We start from the raw sequence: 15,920 nt of genomic DNA, 5'->3' as shown, positions 1-15,920 counted from the left end.
CATAAATGCGAGGCTTTAATCAATGTTCGCTATAACTAGCGAACATTGAATGACGTTTACTGGATTACATCGTCTCAGTAAAAGTACGCGCGATTACGTCAGCTTGCTGCTCTGTAGTTAGAGAGTTAAAGCGAACTGCATAACCAGATACACGAATTGTTAGCTGAGGATAATTCTCAGGGTGCTTAACAGCGTCTTCTAGCGTTTCACGATTAAGAACATTAACGTTAAGGTGTTGACCACCTTCAATGCCAGTCTCGTGGTGGAAATAACCATCCATAAGACCTGCAAGGTTCGCTTTCTGCGAGTTATCATCTTTACCTAGTGCGTTAGGTACGATAGAGAACGTATACGAGATACCATCTTTCGCATCAGCAAACGGTAGTTTACCGACTGATGTTAGTGATGCTACAGCACCTTTCTCATCACGTCCGTGCATTGGGTTAGCACCAGGAGCAAATGGAGCACCTGCGCGACGACCGTCTGGTGTGTTACCGGTTTTCTTACCATACACTACGTTTGAAGTGATAGTAAGAATAGACTGAGTAGGTACCGAGTTACGGTAGGTTTTCAGTTTACGGATTTTGCCCATAAATACGGATACTAATTCACAAGCGATATCATCTACGCGAGAATCGTTGTTACCAAATTTAGGATAGTCACCTTCGATTTCAAAATCGATAGCGATGCCGTCTTCGTCACGTACAGGTTTAACCGTCGCGTATTTGATAGCAGACAATGAATCAGCCGCAACAGAAAGACCAGCAATACCACATGCCATTGTGCGATAAACATCACGGTCATGTAGAGCCATTAATGATGCTTCGTAGCTGTACTTGTCATGCATGTAGTGAATGCTGTTTAGAGCTGTCACATATTGCTTAGCAAGCCAATCCATGAAGTGGTCCATCTTGCCCCAAAGTTCGTCGTATGAAAGCACTTCAGAAGTGATTTTATCCATAACAGGACCAACTTGAGCTTTAGACTTCTCATCAACACCACCGTTGATGGTGTAAAGCATGGTTTTAGCTAGGTTAGCACGAGCTCCAAAGAACTGCATTTGCTTACCAACAATCATTGGTGATACACAACATGCAATAGAGTAGTCATCAGACGCCATATCTGGACGCATTAGATCATCGTTTTCGTACTGGATAGAAGAAGTATCGATAGATACTTTCGCACAGAAACGTTTGAATCCGTCAGGTAGTTTCTCAGACCAAAGAACCGTGATGTTCGGCTCTGGGCTTGGACCCATTGTGTATAAGCTGTTTAGGAAGCGGAAGTTACTACGTGAAACTAAAGTACGTCCGTCAAGACCCATGCCGCCCATTGATTCTGTTGCCCAGATTGGGTCACCAGAGAATAACTCGTCATATTCAGGAGTACGTAGGAAACGAACCATACGTAGCTTCATGACAAAGTGGTCGATCATCTCTTGAGCTTGTGCTTCAGTGATAGTACCAGCAGCGATATCACGTTCGATGTAAACATCTAGGAAAGTCGAAGTACGACCTAAAGACATTGCAGCACCGTTTTGAGATTTAACAGCGGCTAGGTAACCGAAGTAAGTCCACTGTACCGCTTCTTGAGCCGTCGTTGCAGGACCAGAGATATCACAACCGTATTTAGCGGCCATTTCTTTGATTTGCTTAAGTGCACGATGTTGCTCAGCAATTTCTTCACGAAGTTGCATTGTTGCTTCTAAATCTTCGCCATTCTCAAATCTCTCTTGAAGAGAATTGAATTGAGCTAGCTTATCCTTCATCAAGAAGTTAATGCCGTATAAAGCAACGCGACGGTAATCACCGATGATACGACCACGGCCATAAGCATCAGGAAGACCAGTTAGAACACCAGACTTACGACACGCCATAATATCAGGCGTATAGATATCAAAAACACCAGCGTTATGTGTCTTACGGTATTCTGAATAGATTTTGCTAACCATAGGATCAAGTTCGCGATCATATGCTTTTGCAGAACCTTCAACCATGCGAATACCACCGTTAGGGATGATAGCGCGTTTCAATGGAGCGTCAGTTTGTAAACCAACAATAGTTTCTAGATCTTTGTTTATATAGCCAGCATCGTGCGCAGTGATGGTAGAAATAAGAGAAGTATCGAAATCTACAGGAGCATGAGTGCTGTTTTCCTGTTTGATGCCTTCCATTACTTTAGCCCAAAGCGAATTAGTTGCTTCAGTACCTTCAGAAACTAGGAAAGATTCGTCACCTTCATAAGGCGTATAGTTCTTTTGAATAAAATCACGAACGTTTACTTCGTTTTGCCAATCTCCGTTCGCAAAACCTTCCCAAGCTTTAGCAAATTGCTCTGCCATGATATACCTACCTTTTTCGTAGAAAAATTACGTACTGTTTTTACTGATATTAGCTAGTGCCGAAGCACGCAGTACACTTTTTAATTAATAACAATATTTATGACCAAATGATACGTCATTAAACCATAGATATTGTAACCAAAATTGCCATTCGATTTTGTGATTCAAATTATATTGTAAAATTTAAAAAAAATATACAAAAAAATGGGCAGCATTTCTGCTGCCCAATTTTTATCTATTTATAGAAAGCCCGGAATGCCATATTTTCCTTCAAACATACCGACTGAAAGCATTGCAATTAAACAGATGACGAGCACAGAAGCAGGGATAACGACTTTATCAATGATGGTCAATTTTTGAGCGCGTTCTTTGTTGCCGATCAAACCATTGTTATCAAGTAACATCGTTAAGGCCCAAGCCAATACTGGGTTCGCTACAGCAGAAGCGAAAATACAGATGCCGGCTGCATGAGAGTCTTTCGTATCTTTAACCATTTGCATGCCCGCTTCCAATAGTGGAAGGAACACACCAACTAGAAGAGCAATACGCATAACAGGAGGCCATACTGCCACATCCATAGGGAAACCTAAGATTGCAATAATCATGACCAAAAGACCAAGCAGAATAGCACCACCCGGGATAGGACGCTTAGCAATAGCCGCTGGGATCATATAAGTACCCCAAGATGATGTAATGTTACCACCACCCACTGCGGTACCAACCATCTGACGGATAGAACACATTGTCATCGTATCATCTACATCCATAAGTACTTTTTCAGTACGCTTAGGATAGTTAAGCTCTTGGAAAATACGGTGACCAAGGAAGTCAGGCGACCACATTGCAACCGCCAGAATAGCAAACGGCAAAGAGGCGATGAAATGTTGCAGATTTGGTAAACCTAACATCCATCCTTCTTGTGTATTACCCCACCAGTAAACTGGGTTTAGGTTAGGAAGACCCATCTCTGTTTCAAAGGTCAGGTCAAAACCAGCACCAAATATTAACGCGATAAGTAGTCCAGTTACTGCACAAGCTGGGATAGCTAACCAACGCTTATTTATCTTCGCAAGGAATGCGTAAAGAACAATGTTGACGCCTAACACAACCAGACCGATGTAGCCCATGCTGCCTTTCGCAATCTCAGCGGACTCAAGACCTACTGCCCAGCTTTGAATCTGGCCAATCTGACTCATGGTTCCGGTAAAACCGAGGAAAACAAGCAAACCACCTGCGACCCCTTCACTGGTTAAGTTGACTAACTTAGACCCACCTTTGAAGTAACTAAGTAGAAGACCAAATACACCGAGTAAAATAGCAAGCGCTAGAGGGTGAGCACCGGCAAGTGCAATCGTACCGATAAGTGGAATCATCGGACCGTGGTTGCCTGCAAGGTTGGCACGTGGGTTAATAAAACCAGAAGCAAGAACACAGAAAAGTAGAGCAGGAATAAGCATTTCTACGCGAGCAACTTCAATCGCAAAATCTTTTCCTAAATTGATGTGGTCCCATGCTTGAGTTAGGCCATCAGCCCAAGACATCATCACAGCCGAGTACATCGCGATTATACCAATAGTACCCGCAATGGCAGGTACCAGATCTTCAATTTCGAATCGGAAATCACGGCCCGGAAGGTTTAAAGCATAACGGCGTGGTTTCATTATTTGAAGTTCGTGGTCCAGATATTCAGAACGACTAGAGAACTCAGAAGCAGGGCGATGTAGCTCTGAATAGCTTTTCTCGTCGATTTCTGAGTGGTCTGTGTTGACTACGTCTGACATAGATTCCTCATTTAGTATTGTTAGTGATTTAAATTTTAAGTAGCTGTATAGCCATCATAATTGTGTTTTGTCATCGACATACTGTGCCACATGAATGTCGTGTTTTAATCATACTTCATATTAAAGTGACAAAGGACTAAAATTTGCCCCATATTTGTTGACGGAGTCTAACAAGCTCCCAATTTTGGGTGATTGATCCTGATCATTTTATGAAAAATAGTGAAATAAAACTACGGGAAAATTGGTGGAAATGTGAGTTGGTAATCAGTTTCTGTAACTGCCTTTCAATAACTCACGCATAGAAATATCTACTTTCACAACAGTCAACATGAATTCGGCAAGATAATTAAGAAATAAATGACCAATTATGAGGGTTTACAGTTGGGGTGAAGAGTTTAAAAAGTTTATTGGTTTAAACGGATGTTCAGCGCCTTAAAACATGCCGTATATTTGTTCACAGTGACGTTGTGAAATTGAATATTTGATTGAAAATATCATAAGATCTTATTTATCTAGGGTATTAGTCTGGGTGTGAAAGATTTTGTGACAGTTATCACTAATTTTACTACTAATATCGGAATTAATTAACTTTATATTTACATGCCTCGTTATTTGCTTTTCTCGGGTTTTGCTGTTTTATGCGTTCGTGGCTAGGTTTATAGTCTGTATTTGAATAAAAATGCAGCACTATCGCTTGTGTATTGCTATCTTGTCAGTTAATGATTTGTTGCATGTTTCTAGGATGAATGCTAATTTGTAGCGACTAAAGAGGTCGGATAACCTCTCGATATTGCACAGGGAGTAGTGGCGCATGAATGATGTACCAGCGCTGGACATTAAAGATCTACATAAGACATTTGGTCAAAATGAAGTACTCAAGGGTATTTCGCTTCAGGCGCACAAGGGTGACGTGATTTCGATTATCGGGTCATCTGGTTCAGGTAAGAGTACCTTTCTCCGCTGTATCAATCTTTTAGAGACACCAACCGCAGGTCAAATCTGGGTAGATGGTGAGCTCATCGAAATGAAAAATAACCGCCAAGGTGAATCTGTCCCTGTTAACGAAAAACAGGTGCAACGAATTCGTTCGCGTTTAGCGATGGTTTTTCAAGGTTTTAATCTCTGGTCACATCTCACTGTACTAGGAAATGTAATAGAAGCACCTATTCACGTTCTTGGCGTGCCAAAAGCTGAAGCGATAGAAAAGGGCGAAGCGCTTCTTGATAAAGTGGGGCTATTGGAAAGGAAAGATTATTACCCAGGGCATTTATCTGGTGGTCAGCAGCAACGAGCGGCTATTGCCAGAGCTCTGGCGGTTGATCCTGAAGTGATGCTTTTTGATGAACCAACCTCTGCGCTCGATCCGGAGCTTGTTGGTGAGGTACTTGGTGTAATGCGCGATCTAGCCGATGAAGGACGAACCATGCTTGTGGTTACGCATGAAATGGCATTCGCCCGTGATGTATCAAATCATCTTATGTTTTTACATCAAGGCGTAGTTGAAGAGCAGGGCGATCCCGCGAAGCTGTTTACTGACCCGAAATCAGATAGGTTAAAGCAGTTTATCTCTTCAATATACTAACAATATTTTAAAAATAGAGGTGGTGTTAATGTCTATCTTTATTAGAAATGTAACAACATGGACACGGTTTCGTTAAAGGCGGGTTTAATGAGGAAAAGCTAAGTCAATTTTCTTATATAACTCAAAGCTTAGAAACCGAATTGTAAACACACAGGAGTATGGAAATGAAAAAGTGGTTATTAGCGGCAACATTGGCTGCTACAACAGTAACAGGCGTAGCTCAAGCAAAGGATTGGAAGGTTGTGCGTTTCGGTATCGAAGGAGCCTATCCTCCTTTTAGTAAAACAGAAGCAGATGGCTCACTTAGTGGGTTTGATGTAGATATGGCTAACGCATTATGTGCGGAAATGAAAGTAGAGTGTAAGCTCGTTGCTCAAGATTGGGACGGTATTATTCCTTCTCTTTTATCTCGTAAATACGATGCGATAATCGCGGCTATGTCGATTACTGAAGAACGTAAGAAGAAGATAGATTTCACAGGCAAGTATGCTTTAATCCCAAATAAATTTATTGCCAAAAAAGACGCTGCTCTTGATTTCTCAAATCTTGATGGTGTGAAAATTGGTGTTCAGCGTGCAACAACCCATGACAAATACCTGACTGACAACTATAAAAATGTTGAAGTTGTACGTTACGGTTCATTTGATGAAGCGTATCTCGACTTAGGTAATGGCCGTGTTGCCGCCGTTCTAGGTGACGCCTCTGCGCTAGAAGAGGGTGTGTTAAACCAACAAGGTGGTGAAGCTTATGAGTTTGTTGGCCCTTCATTAACGGATCCTAAATGGTTCGGTGACGGGTTCGGCATTGCTGTTCGTAAGCAAGACAAAGATTTAACAAAGACGCTTGATGCTGCGATACTTTCTTTACGTGAAAAAGGTATTTATCAAGAGATTCAAGCTAAATACTTTGACTACGATGTCTATGGTGACTAAGTAGTAAAATGAAGAGGTGGCGGTTATTGCCACCTCTTACCTAAAAGGAGTGTCCATTCAACACGTAATTTCGCCAAAGCTATAAAATATGAGGCGGAGTAATATGTTGAATGGTCATAACTTCGGCCTAGCTGGTTTGCTGAATAATGGACTAACGACGATGTTCGACTTACAAGGTTACGAAGCCTCTATATTATCTGGTGCACTATTAACGATACAGGTTGCAGTATTGTCTCTGCTTCTTGCAGTTGTGTTAGGAATGGCCGGAGCGTTAGCAAAAATGGCGCCATACCGATTTGCAAGATCGATTGCTACCTTGTACACAACCATAATCCGCGGTATCCCTGATCTCGTGCTTATGATGCTGATTTTCTTTGGTGGGCAAATTCTTCTTAACAATAGTCTTTACGCTGTGAATGAATGGATAAATGAATGGATGGTATCTTCTGATCCTGCCCATGAATGGACAGCTTATCTACCTGACTATATCGATATTAGTCCGTTTGTTGCCGGTGTATTAACCATAGGGTTTATATTCGGTGCCTACATGGCGGAAACCTTCCGTGGTGCCATTATGGCGGTCGACAAAGGTGAGCTGGAAGCGGCGAAAGCGTATGGGATGAGTGGCCCAATGGCATTTAAACGTGTTCTGCTACCTCAAATGATTCGTCACGCTTTACCTGGTTTTGGTAATAACTGGTTGGTGTTATTAAAAACCACCGCATTGGTGTCTATTATTGGATTAGAAGATATGGTTCGGGTTGGTTCATTAGCCGCAGGGTCAACAAAAATGCCATTCACTTTCTATATGACAATTTCGATTATTTTCCTATTTTTCACCAGCGTCTCGACAGGTTTACTTAAGCTTGCAGAGCGAAAATTCAGTATTCACACGAGGTAGATGATATGGATTTCTCATTGATAATCGAAAGCCTGCCTATCTATTTCGAAGGGCTATGGACGACGCTTTGGCTAGTATCGGTTGCTCTTTTCTTGGGTTTATGTATTGCGATTCCATTAGCGGTCGCAAGAAATAGTCGTAACCCGTTGATTAGTTTTCCTTCATGGGCTTACACCTACTTTTTTCGTGGAACACCGCTATTAGTCCAGTTATACCTGATTTATTATGGTATGGACCAATTTGTACCAGTCAAAGATACGTTGTGGGAAAACGCTTGGTTCTGCGCCTTGGTGGCTTTTGTATTGAATACTTCTGCGTACAGCGCAGAGATCATTCGCGGCTCTATAAACGGCTTGCCGAAGGGTGAAGTTGAAGCCGCCAAAGCCTATGGTATGAGTACGTGGAAAACGTATCAGCGGATTATATTACCAAGTGCTTTGCGCCGTTCTTTGCCTGCCTATAGTAATGAAGCGATATTCATGCTGCATGGTTCTGCGGTTGCAGGTATTGTGACTATATTGGATCTAACAGGAGCGGCTCGATTGGTTAACTCTCGCTACTATGCGCCTTTTGAATCGTTCTTGACCGCAGGGTTATTCTATATGTGCTTAACGTTTTGCATCCTTTGGTTCTTCAAATGGGCAGAGAAGAAGTATTTGGCTTATCTAAGGCCACTGAGCTAACGGTCAATCATTAGGAATAAAAAAAGCAGCGTTATGGGTCCACTTCATAAGCTGCTTTTTTTATTTAAGGCGTAACCTAAATCACTTATTCTGTTCAGTTGCGTTTGTACGTCGAACAGTTCAATCAATATTAGCCAAATTCAGACCAAATTGGCGCGTGGTCAGACGGTTTTTCTATGCCTCGTAGTTCGTAATCTATGCCCGCTTCGGTGCATTTAGCCGCTAACTTAGACGTCGCAAGGACCACGTCAATTCGCAATCCACGGTTATCATCAAATCCACGTGAGCGATAGTCGAACCAAGAGTATTGATCTTGGACCTCAGGATGCAAGCTTCTAAATGTATCTTCAAATCCCCAATCGAGTAGTGTTTTTAGCCATTCTCTCTCTTCTGGTTGGAACGAACATTTACCTGTTTTTAGCCAACGCTTACGGTTTGCATCACCGATGCCGATATCCAAATCAATCGGGCTAATATTGATATCACCCATAACGATGAGGTTATCTTCGCTGGTGTGATGACCGTTTAAGTATGCCATTAAATCTTTGTAAAACTGGCGTTTATATGGATATTTTGTTTCGTGCTCGATATTGTCGCCTTGAGGAAAATAGCCATTTAGTACGGTGGTTTTTTCACCTTCTGCATTTTCAAAGGTTGCCATTATCATACGCTTTTGATGATCTTCATCGTCAGTCGGAAAACCGTATTGAACAGATACAGGCTCTTTTTTACACATCATGGCAACACCGTAATGAGCTTTCTGTCCATGAAAGTAGACCTTGTAGCCCATTGCTTCAACATCTTCTATAGGAAAAGCGTCGTTATGCACTTTAATCTCTTGTAGACCAATCACATCAGGCTGATGCTTATCGATGATCGCTTGAAGTTGATGCAGTCGAGCGCGGAGTCCATTTATATTAAAACTGATTACTTTCATTATATTCTCAATGTTCTATTAAATGAGTAGCAATATATTAACATTTTTCTAAGCAGGTCAAATGACAAGTTGACATAAAAGTGCCGGTTTTTTCGGTTGTCCACCGTCTGGCTCATAGAATGGATAACATGCTCGTTTCAAAGGTGAAAATTGTGATCGATAAGTGCTAGTGGAAACGTTTTCATTCAAAAGAGGTCATTTCTGTGGTTAATTTGTGTAGGAACAAATAATGACCAGATTGTCATTGTGCTATTAGGTTTATAGTCGACAGTGACGTCGGTAATAGATTTGATGCGTTAAATTTATAGGGCATAAATATGAAAAAGTTATCCGTTCAGTGGAAGATCACCTTTCTTTCTGGGCTTTGTCTGATACTTACCTCCATCGCACTTATTAGCTTTTCAGTTTATAACGCCAAACAGAATCAAAATATCATTAAAGAAAGCAGTGCTGAGTCGGTAATCAAGAAGTCAACTAAGATCTTAGAAAGTGAGTCTCAACTCAACTCTGTAGAAATACAAAAATACCTATCTGAAGCCTTTTATCGTGCCGAAATGATGGTAGAAACAGCTCTGTTAATGAAAGAGAACGCAGAATTCAACGAAACCCCAAGTGAAGAGCTTAGAATGGCGCAAGACGAACAGATTAGACGTTCAGTTGAGCGATTCGATACCCTACAAAGTGCATTCCTCGTTTTCAAAAAGAATGCATTGGACGGAAAAGACGAAGAGTTCATGGGTGCCGATTATGCGGGTTCAAATGAGATTGGTCGACTTGCCACATACTGGGCAATAAACGTTGAAGGGACGAAAGCGCTCTCTAACATTCTTTATGAATCACTATTAGTTGAAGAGAGCAACCACGAGCGTTTTACCTGCGTTTTGGAATCCAAGAGTAGTTGCTTGAGTACACCGAGGTTTAGTGACTATGGTGATATCAGTACATTAACAACGACGATATCTATGCCAATACTTGTTGATACCGAAGTGATAGGTTTTTTGGGGATAGATCTTAAGCTAGACAACCTAATTGCAATGGCAAAGCAGACAGACAAAAACCTCTTTGATGCAAAAGGGTCAGTGTCAATTCTAACTGACCAGATAATGCTTATCGCCAGTGATAACCAAGATATAAAGATTGGAGAAACCTATCACAGCACACATATTTCAGATTCTGATATGAATGGATTAATGAGTCAGAAGACGGTTGCGACGCAATGGTCGCAAGACGGTGAGTGGCTAGTGGCCTATGCGCCAATCAATATAGCAAACAGGACATGGGCTGTTTTATTGGAGATGCCAAAGTCTAGTGTGGTTGCGGATGCAGAACACCTAGATGGCATAATTGAACAACAAATTGATAAAGGTATCGTTGCTGAATTGGTGGCAGGAATCGTCTTCATTGTGGTCGGTTTTATCATCATCGCCATCGCGGCATTAAAACTAGTCACGCCTATCAGAACGGTAGTGGCGAGCCTAAAAGATATTGCTTCTGGCGAAGGTGATCTGACGCAGCGGTTAGAAGTAAAATCTGAAGATGAAATTGGTCAGTTGGCGAATAACTTCAACTTTTTCCTAGAAAAACTACAAGGAACAATTAAAGAAGTTATTCAAACGTCCAATCAAGTGGCAGATACTACCGCGAGAGCCGAACAAGCCGCGACTCAGATTACAAATAGCAGTGACTCACAGTTTAAAGAGGTTGATTTGGTTGCTACGGCTTCCGAAGAGATGACTCAAACTGCTGGACTTGTTTTTCAGAATGCAGATATGGCGGTTAATTCAGCGACTAAGGCCAATAAAGCGGCGACGGAGAGCCAACAGGTCATTGAAAATTGCGCTGTTGAAATGAGTCGTCTGGTTGAGCAGATGAGTGATGCAGTGCCGATTGTTGAAGAATTAGCAAAACATAATTTGAGTATTACCGAGATCCTTGCCGTCATTGAAGGTATTTCTGAACAAACCAATCTACTTGCCTTAAATGCAGCCATCGAAGCCGCGAGAGCGGGTGAGCAGGGTAGAGGGTTTGCAGTGGTTGCAGACGAAGTGAGAAACCTATCGAGTCGTACAAAAGATTCGTTGAGCGAAATTGGTAGCGTAATTGATAATATTCAATCCGGAACTAAACAGGTCGTTACTGCTATCCATAGCGGAAATGAGTTAGCAAATAATGCGTCGACTCGGGTTGTACAAGCAGTAAGTGAGCTGGGCTCGGTATTTGAAGCCATTTCTGAAATAACAGATATGAATACTCAGATAGTCCGAGCGGCAGAAGAACAGCAAGCAGTGTCTACGGAGGTCAATCATAGCGTCTCTAAAATTCGCGATCTAAGTGCTGAAATTTTAAGGCAAGCGAGCTCTGCAGAAAAAGTTGGTAAGGACATCGCCCATATTTCTATAGAACAACAAACTATATTGAATCAATTTAAAGTGTAGTATTCACAGGTGTTATACAAGCAAAGCGCAGGAATCTACTTTCTGCGTTTTTTGTTTTTAATAGTTTGAAACAAAAGCAAATGTAATTAAACTTATCGGTCAAAGTGTCGATAACTAATTACTCTCTGTATTAACGCTCATTCGCAACGTAAAAGGATTTAACATGCGGTCAATGTCTGTTCAATGGAAAATTTCCCTGCTCTCAGGGTTGTGCCTTGTTTTGACTTCCATATCCCTCATCGGTTTTTCTGTTTTCAATGGGTATGAAAACCAAAAGACGATAAAAACGTACAGTACCGAATCGGTCATCTCTAAATCGGAAAAACTGCTCGAAGCTCAATCACAACAAAACGCGACAGAAGCAATTAAGTATCTAGATGAAGCATTGAATCGCGCAGAGATGTTAGCTAAAACAACGCTATTCTTGCAACAGAACGCGGAGGATAACTTTACCGCTAGTGAGGTATTGAGAACCTCTTTGCAAGATATGTTACGTCAATCTGTAGAAAGTTTTGACGCCATTAAAAGCATCTATTTAGTGTTCGAGCAAGATGCTTTAGACAGTGAAGATAGCAACTATCATGGTGCGGATTATGTTGGATCCAATGAAATTGGACGGTTTTCTACATATTGGCGCCAGATGGAATCCGGGGATGATGCAGTTTCTAGTGTATTATCTGAACAAGAATTAACCAATAAAACCAATGCAGAGAAATTTATCTGTCCTAAGAATACGGCACAGAGTTGTATCTCGACACCTACCTTCACCGATTTTTCTGGTACATCTGTATTTACGTCTTCAATCTCGTATCCATTAATCAAAGATGATGAAGTTATCGGTGTGTTAGGGATCGTTTTAAACCTGAGTGATCTGCAAAATATTGCACTTCAAACCGATAAAAAACTCTTTGATGCGAAGGGGAAAGTCTCCATTTTAAGTGCAAATGGTACTCTGGTTGCTAGCGACGAAATGGAGAGTGAAATAGGAAAGAGTTTTTCTCCTACAAGTATTTCTAACGATGAACTCAAGAGTTTTCTTAGCGCTGCGGTTTTACAGACAACGTGGAGCCAAGATGAAAATTGGTTGATTGTGTTTGCTCCTGCAAAGGTTGCAAACCAAAACTGGGGCGTTCTGCTTGAGATACCTGCTGCGAGTGTATTGTCAGATGCGAATCAATTAGATGACGTAATTACAAAGAGTATTAGCAATACCGTTAGCTCTGAAATAATGGTTGGTGTTTTTCTAGTGGTTATTGGGTTGAGCATTATTGCCATCAGTGCACGTGCCTTAGTTAAGCCGATAAAAGAAGTGGTCACTCGATTAGAAGATATCGCTTCTGGCGAAGGCGATTTAACCCAGAGAATTGACGTTAAGAGTAACGATGAAATTGGTCAGCTCGCCGACGGATTTAATCATTTTCTAGGAAAGCTGCAAACGACAATTAAGCAGGTCGTCGACACCAGTTCTCAAGTCGCGACTATGACGACGGAAGCCCAAGATGCTGCGATTGTCACTCGCAATAATAGTGGTTCACTATTTAAAGAAGTTGACTTAGTGGCGACGGCTTCAGAAGAGATGACACAAACCGCTGGGCTTGTCTTCCAAAATGCGGATGTGGCCGTCGTGGCGGCGACGAAAGCCAACGAAGCGGCAACTCTCGGACAGGACGTTATTTCTCGCTCCTCGGTGGAGATGGATCGGTTGGTTAGCCGCATGAGTGCAGCCGTACCAGTGGTAGAAGAGTTGGCGTCGAATAATGTTAACATTACAGAGATTTTAGGTGTGATAGAAGCGATCTCTCAACAGACAAATTTACTCGCTCTAAACGCAGCAATTGAGGCGGCAAGAGCAGGAGAATATGGCCGTGGATTTGCGGTAGTTGCTGATGAAGTTCGCAATTTAGCTAGTAATACTCAATCGTCAGTGGATGAAATCAAGCAGGTGATTGAGAGAGTTCAGGTGGGCACTAAGGACGTTGTTAAGGCTATCCAAGAGGGTAATGACCTCGCGATGAATACATCGACAGAGGTACAAAATGCAGTTGAGAAGCTAAATGCTGTATTTGAAGCTATTGCAGAAATTAGTGAGATGAATAGTCAGATAGTGCGGGCGGCGGAAGAACAACAATTGGTATCGACGGAAGTGAACCAAAGTGTTTCTAATATCAGAGATCTTAGTGGGCAGATATTGAACCAAACGGAGTCTTCGGAATCCATTGGTAGACAAATTGCTGAGCTTTCCGCTGAACAGCAAACACTAGTAGGACAATTCAAAGTCTAATTTGATGTGTTCGAAAACGTCTCGCAATAAAAAGAAGAACTCAAATGGTCGACGTTTTAAAAAGGCGCACCTTCAAGTTTAACTGGTTCTTCCGGCCAGTGGGATGCAATACCGCACGCCATTGCTTTGACTGGTTTCCATTGTCCATCTAAAAATACAGTGAGGTTGGTGACATCTTGATACCCGTTTGAGTTATAGACGCAGTAATCGCCAAATAGTATTGAAAAATGAATGCCATTTTTTTCTAACTGTTTGTGAATATGGTCCAACATGTCATGAACTAAACCTTGCTTGCGATGACGGGGAAGAACGCATACTTCAGCTATTCCAGCGACGGGTAGCTCAACATCATCGATGATAACGTTTTTTTCATGTACCGCGATGTGTGCGATGATGTTCTCACAATTGTCGAGAACGAAATAACGATGCTGCGGCATTTCGTTGAAGAATCGTTGCTGGCTAAATATCGCCGTGTCTTTTGCAAAACAGGTGCTCAAAATATACCGGAGTTGTGCGTCGATAATGGGTGTCACATCCTTATCGGCGATGTATTGAATGTTCATTTAGGTCACATAGCTAATGGATTGAAAATAAAAAAGGTTGCTATCCATCAGCAACCTTTCTAATTCGTTACGCTTTAAAATTATAGTTTATCTGTTAACTCGATAGCTTGGCCAATGTAGTTAGCTGGTGTCATCTCTTTGAGGCGTATTTTCTCGTCCTCAGGTATCTCTAAGCCGTCGATAAAGCGACGCATCGCTTCGCCATCCACACGTTTACCACGGGTTAACTCTTTTAGTTTTTCGTATGGTTTTTCAATACCGTAGCGGCGCATGACAGTTTGAACCGGTTCGGCTAATACTTCCCAGTTTTTGTCTAGTTCAGCAAGAAGCGCAGCGCGGTTGATTTCCAACTTGCTAATGCCTTTAAGTGTAGAAGTGTAAGCGATAATGGCATATCCACAACCCACGCCGAGGTTTCTAAGTACCGTCGAGTCGGTAAGATCCCGTTGCCAGCGTGAGATAGGTAGTTTTTGGGCAAGATGACCAAAAACGGCGTTAGCAAGTCCTAAGTTCCCCTCTGAATTTTCAAAATCGATTGGGTTTACTTTATGTGGCATTGTAGAAGAGCCGATTTCACCTGCAATCGTTTTTTGTTTGAAGTGACCTAAAGCAATATAACCCCAAACATCACGATCGAAATCAATAAGAATAGTATTAAAGCGAGCGATAGCATCAAACAATTCAGCTATATAGTCATGCGGTTCAATTTGAGTAGTATAAGGATTCCACGTTACGCCTAGTGACTCAGTGATAAAGGTTTCACTAAACTCATGCCAGTCAACGTCAGGATAAGCCGATAGATGGGCGTTATAGTTGCCGACAGCACCATTAGTTTTTGCCAGAATCTCGACATCTTGGATCTGCTTATATTGACGCTCCATGCGATAAGCAACGTTTGCCATCTCTTTACCCATGGTAGACGGAGACGCAGGTTGACCATGTGTACGTGATAGCAGAGGAATATCTCTATATTCTACGGACAGGGCTTTTATCGCATCAATAATGTTGCGAAGCTCTGGTAGAATAACCGTCTCACGTGCTTCTTTAAGCATTAGTGCGTGGGAGGTGTTGTTGATATCTTCAGAGGTACATGCAAAGTGGATAAATTCATTTACCGCATGCAGCTCAGGTACGTCGGCCACTTTCTCTTTTAAGAAATATTCAACGGCTTTAACATCATGGTTTGTTGTGCGCTCAATGTCTTTGATACGTTGGGCATCGGCTTCGCTGAAATTTGCGGCGAGTTCATCAAGGAATTGGTTTGCTTCGGCACTGAATGCTGGTACTTCTTTTATTGCATCCGTTGCAGAAAGCTTCTGTAACCAACGAATTTCAACGATAGCACGATACTTTAGTAGACCGTACTCGCTGAAGATACTGCGTAACGCAATCGTTTTACTTCCGTAACGTCCGTCTACGGGTGAAACAGCAGTCAATGCTGACAGTTCCATGGTGATTCTCCTGAATAAAGTGGGTGTTAGATG

At 41.9% G+C, this 15,920-nt stretch carries 11 protein-coding genes; 6 read left to right on the top strand and 5 right to left on the bottom strand.

The genetic code is table 11. The annotated features are described in order from the left end of the window. Nucleotides 1–64: 64 nt before the first annotated feature. Complete coding sequence (gene pflB / locus AACW90_RS19940; RefSeq protein WP_390238065.1) at nt 65–2,341, bottom strand: formate C-acetyltransferase; 2,277 nt, start codon at nt 2,339–2,341, stop codon at nt 65–67. Between the two features lie 239 nt (nt 2,342–2,580). After that, on the bottom strand, nt 2,581–4,122 hold the full coding sequence (locus AACW90_RS19935; protein ID WP_390238063.1) for a DUF3360 family protein: 1,542 nt from the start codon (nt 4,120–4,122) through the stop codon (nt 2,581–2,583). 811 nt (nt 4,123–4,933) lie between these two features. Between AACW90_RS19935 and AACW90_RS19930 the strand changes: the two genes are divergently transcribed. The 4 genes from AACW90_RS19930 (at nt 4,934) to AACW90_RS19915 (ending at nt 8,220) form a co-directional block, all read left to right on the top strand. Then, nucleotides 4,934–5,704 (top strand): ABC transporter ATP-binding protein, encoded by a 771-nt coding sequence (locus AACW90_RS19930; protein ID WP_390238061.1) that lies wholly within the window; start codon nt 4,934–4,936, stop codon nt 5,702–5,704. Between the two features lie 164 nt (nt 5,705–5,868). Then, nucleotides 5,869–6,636, top strand: coding sequence for an ABC transporter substrate-binding protein (locus AACW90_RS19925; protein ID WP_390238058.1), 768 nt, complete (start codon nt 5,869–5,871; stop codon nt 6,634–6,636). A 160-nt stretch (nt 6,637–6,796) separates the two neighbouring features. Beyond that, entirely contained in the window at nt 6,797–7,537 is a 741-nt protein-coding gene (locus AACW90_RS19920; RefSeq protein ID WP_195705019.1) for an ABC transporter permease, read from the top strand. A gap of 5 nt (nt 7,538–7,542) precedes the next feature. Beyond that, nucleotides 7,543–8,220: an ABC transporter permease gene (locus tag AACW90_RS19915; protein ID WP_390238055.1), complete on the top strand. Its 678-nt coding sequence runs from the start codon at nt 7,543–7,545 to the stop codon at nt 8,218–8,220. A gap of 130 nt (nt 8,221–8,350) precedes the next feature. On the opposite strand, the gene xthA is transcribed toward AACW90_RS19915, so the two are convergent. Then, a complete protein-coding gene (gene xthA / locus AACW90_RS19910; RefSeq protein ID WP_390238052.1) occupies nt 8,351–9,157 on the bottom strand; it encodes an exodeoxyribonuclease III in 807 nt (268 codons plus the stop codon). A 317-nt stretch (nt 9,158–9,474) separates the two neighbouring features. On the opposite strand from xthA, the gene AACW90_RS19905 reads away from it, so the two are divergent. Beyond that, the gene (locus AACW90_RS19905) at nt 9,475–11,592 is read left to right on the top strand and encodes a methyl-accepting chemotaxis protein (RefSeq protein WP_390238049.1); all 2,118 of its coding nucleotides are present in this window, start codon (nt 9,475–9,477) and stop codon (nt 11,590–11,592) included. A 163-nt stretch (nt 11,593–11,755) separates the two neighbouring features. After that, nucleotides 11,756–13,873: a methyl-accepting chemotaxis protein gene (locus tag AACW90_RS19900; RefSeq protein WP_390238046.1), complete on the top strand. Its 2,118-nt coding sequence runs from the start codon at nt 11,756–11,758 to the stop codon at nt 13,871–13,873. A gap of 56 nt (nt 13,874–13,929) precedes the next feature. Here the strand turns inward: AACW90_RS19900 and AACW90_RS19895 are convergent, their stop codons facing one another. Next, on the bottom strand, nt 13,930–14,436 hold the full coding sequence (locus tag AACW90_RS19895) for a GNAT family N-acetyltransferase (protein ID WP_390238044.1): 507 nt from the start codon (nt 14,434–14,436) through the stop codon (nt 13,930–13,932). Between the two features lie 80 nt (nt 14,437–14,516). After that, nucleotides 14,517–15,887, bottom strand: a complete 1,371-nt coding sequence (gene purB / locus AACW90_RS19890) for an adenylosuccinate lyase (protein ID WP_390238042.1) — start codon at nt 15,885–15,887, stop codon at nt 14,517–14,519. Nucleotides 15,888–15,920 lie beyond the last annotated feature (33 nt).

Origin of the sequence: Vibrio frigidus, from assembly GCF_042465995.1 — a bacterium.
In the GTDB taxonomy this organism is placed as follows: Bacteria; Pseudomonadota; Gammaproteobacteria; order Enterobacterales; family Vibrionaceae; genus Vibrio.
Note: the sequence above shows the minus strand (reverse complement) of the source record. Positions and strands in the feature narration are given on the sequence as shown.

Bases quoted from the DNA above. Each gene is read 5' to 3' on its own strand.
- AACW90_RS19925 (WP_390238058.1), top strand. From the start codon at position 5,869: ATGAAAAAGTGGTTATTAGCGGCAACATTGGCTGCTACAACAGTAACA.
- AACW90_RS19930 (WP_390238061.1), top strand. From the start codon at position 4,934: ATGAATGATGTACCAGCGCTGGACATTAAAGATCTACATAAGACATTT.
- AACW90_RS19920 (WP_195705019.1), top strand. From the start codon at position 6,797: ATGTTCGACTTACAAGGTTACGAAGCCTCTATATTATCTGGTGCACTA.
- AACW90_RS19915 (WP_390238055.1), top strand. From the start codon at position 7,543: ATGGATTTCTCATTGATAATCGAAAGCCTGCCTATCTATTTCGAAGGG.
- AACW90_RS19895 (WP_390238044.1), bottom strand. From the start codon at position 14,436: ATGAACATTCAATACATCGCCGATAAGGATGTGACACCCATTATCGAC.
- AACW90_RS19935 (WP_390238063.1), bottom strand. From the start codon at position 4,122: ATGTCAGACGTAGTCAACACAGACCACTCAGAAATCGACGAGAAAAGC.
- AACW90_RS19905 (WP_390238049.1), top strand. From the start codon at position 9,475: ATGAAAAAGTTATCCGTTCAGTGGAAGATCACCTTTCTTTCTGGGCTT.
- purB (WP_390238042.1), bottom strand. From the start codon at position 15,887: ATGGAACTGTCAGCATTGACTGCTGTTTCACCCGTAGACGGACGTTAC.
- AACW90_RS19900 (WP_390238046.1), top strand. From the start codon at position 11,756: ATGCGGTCAATGTCTGTTCAATGGAAAATTTCCCTGCTCTCAGGGTTG.
- xthA (WP_390238052.1), bottom strand. From the start codon at position 9,157: ATGAAAGTAATCAGTTTTAATATAAATGGACTCCGCGCTCGACTGCAT.
- pflB (WP_390238065.1), bottom strand. From the start codon at position 2,341: ATGGCAGAGCAATTTGCTAAAGCTTGGGAAGGTTTTGCGAACGGAGAT.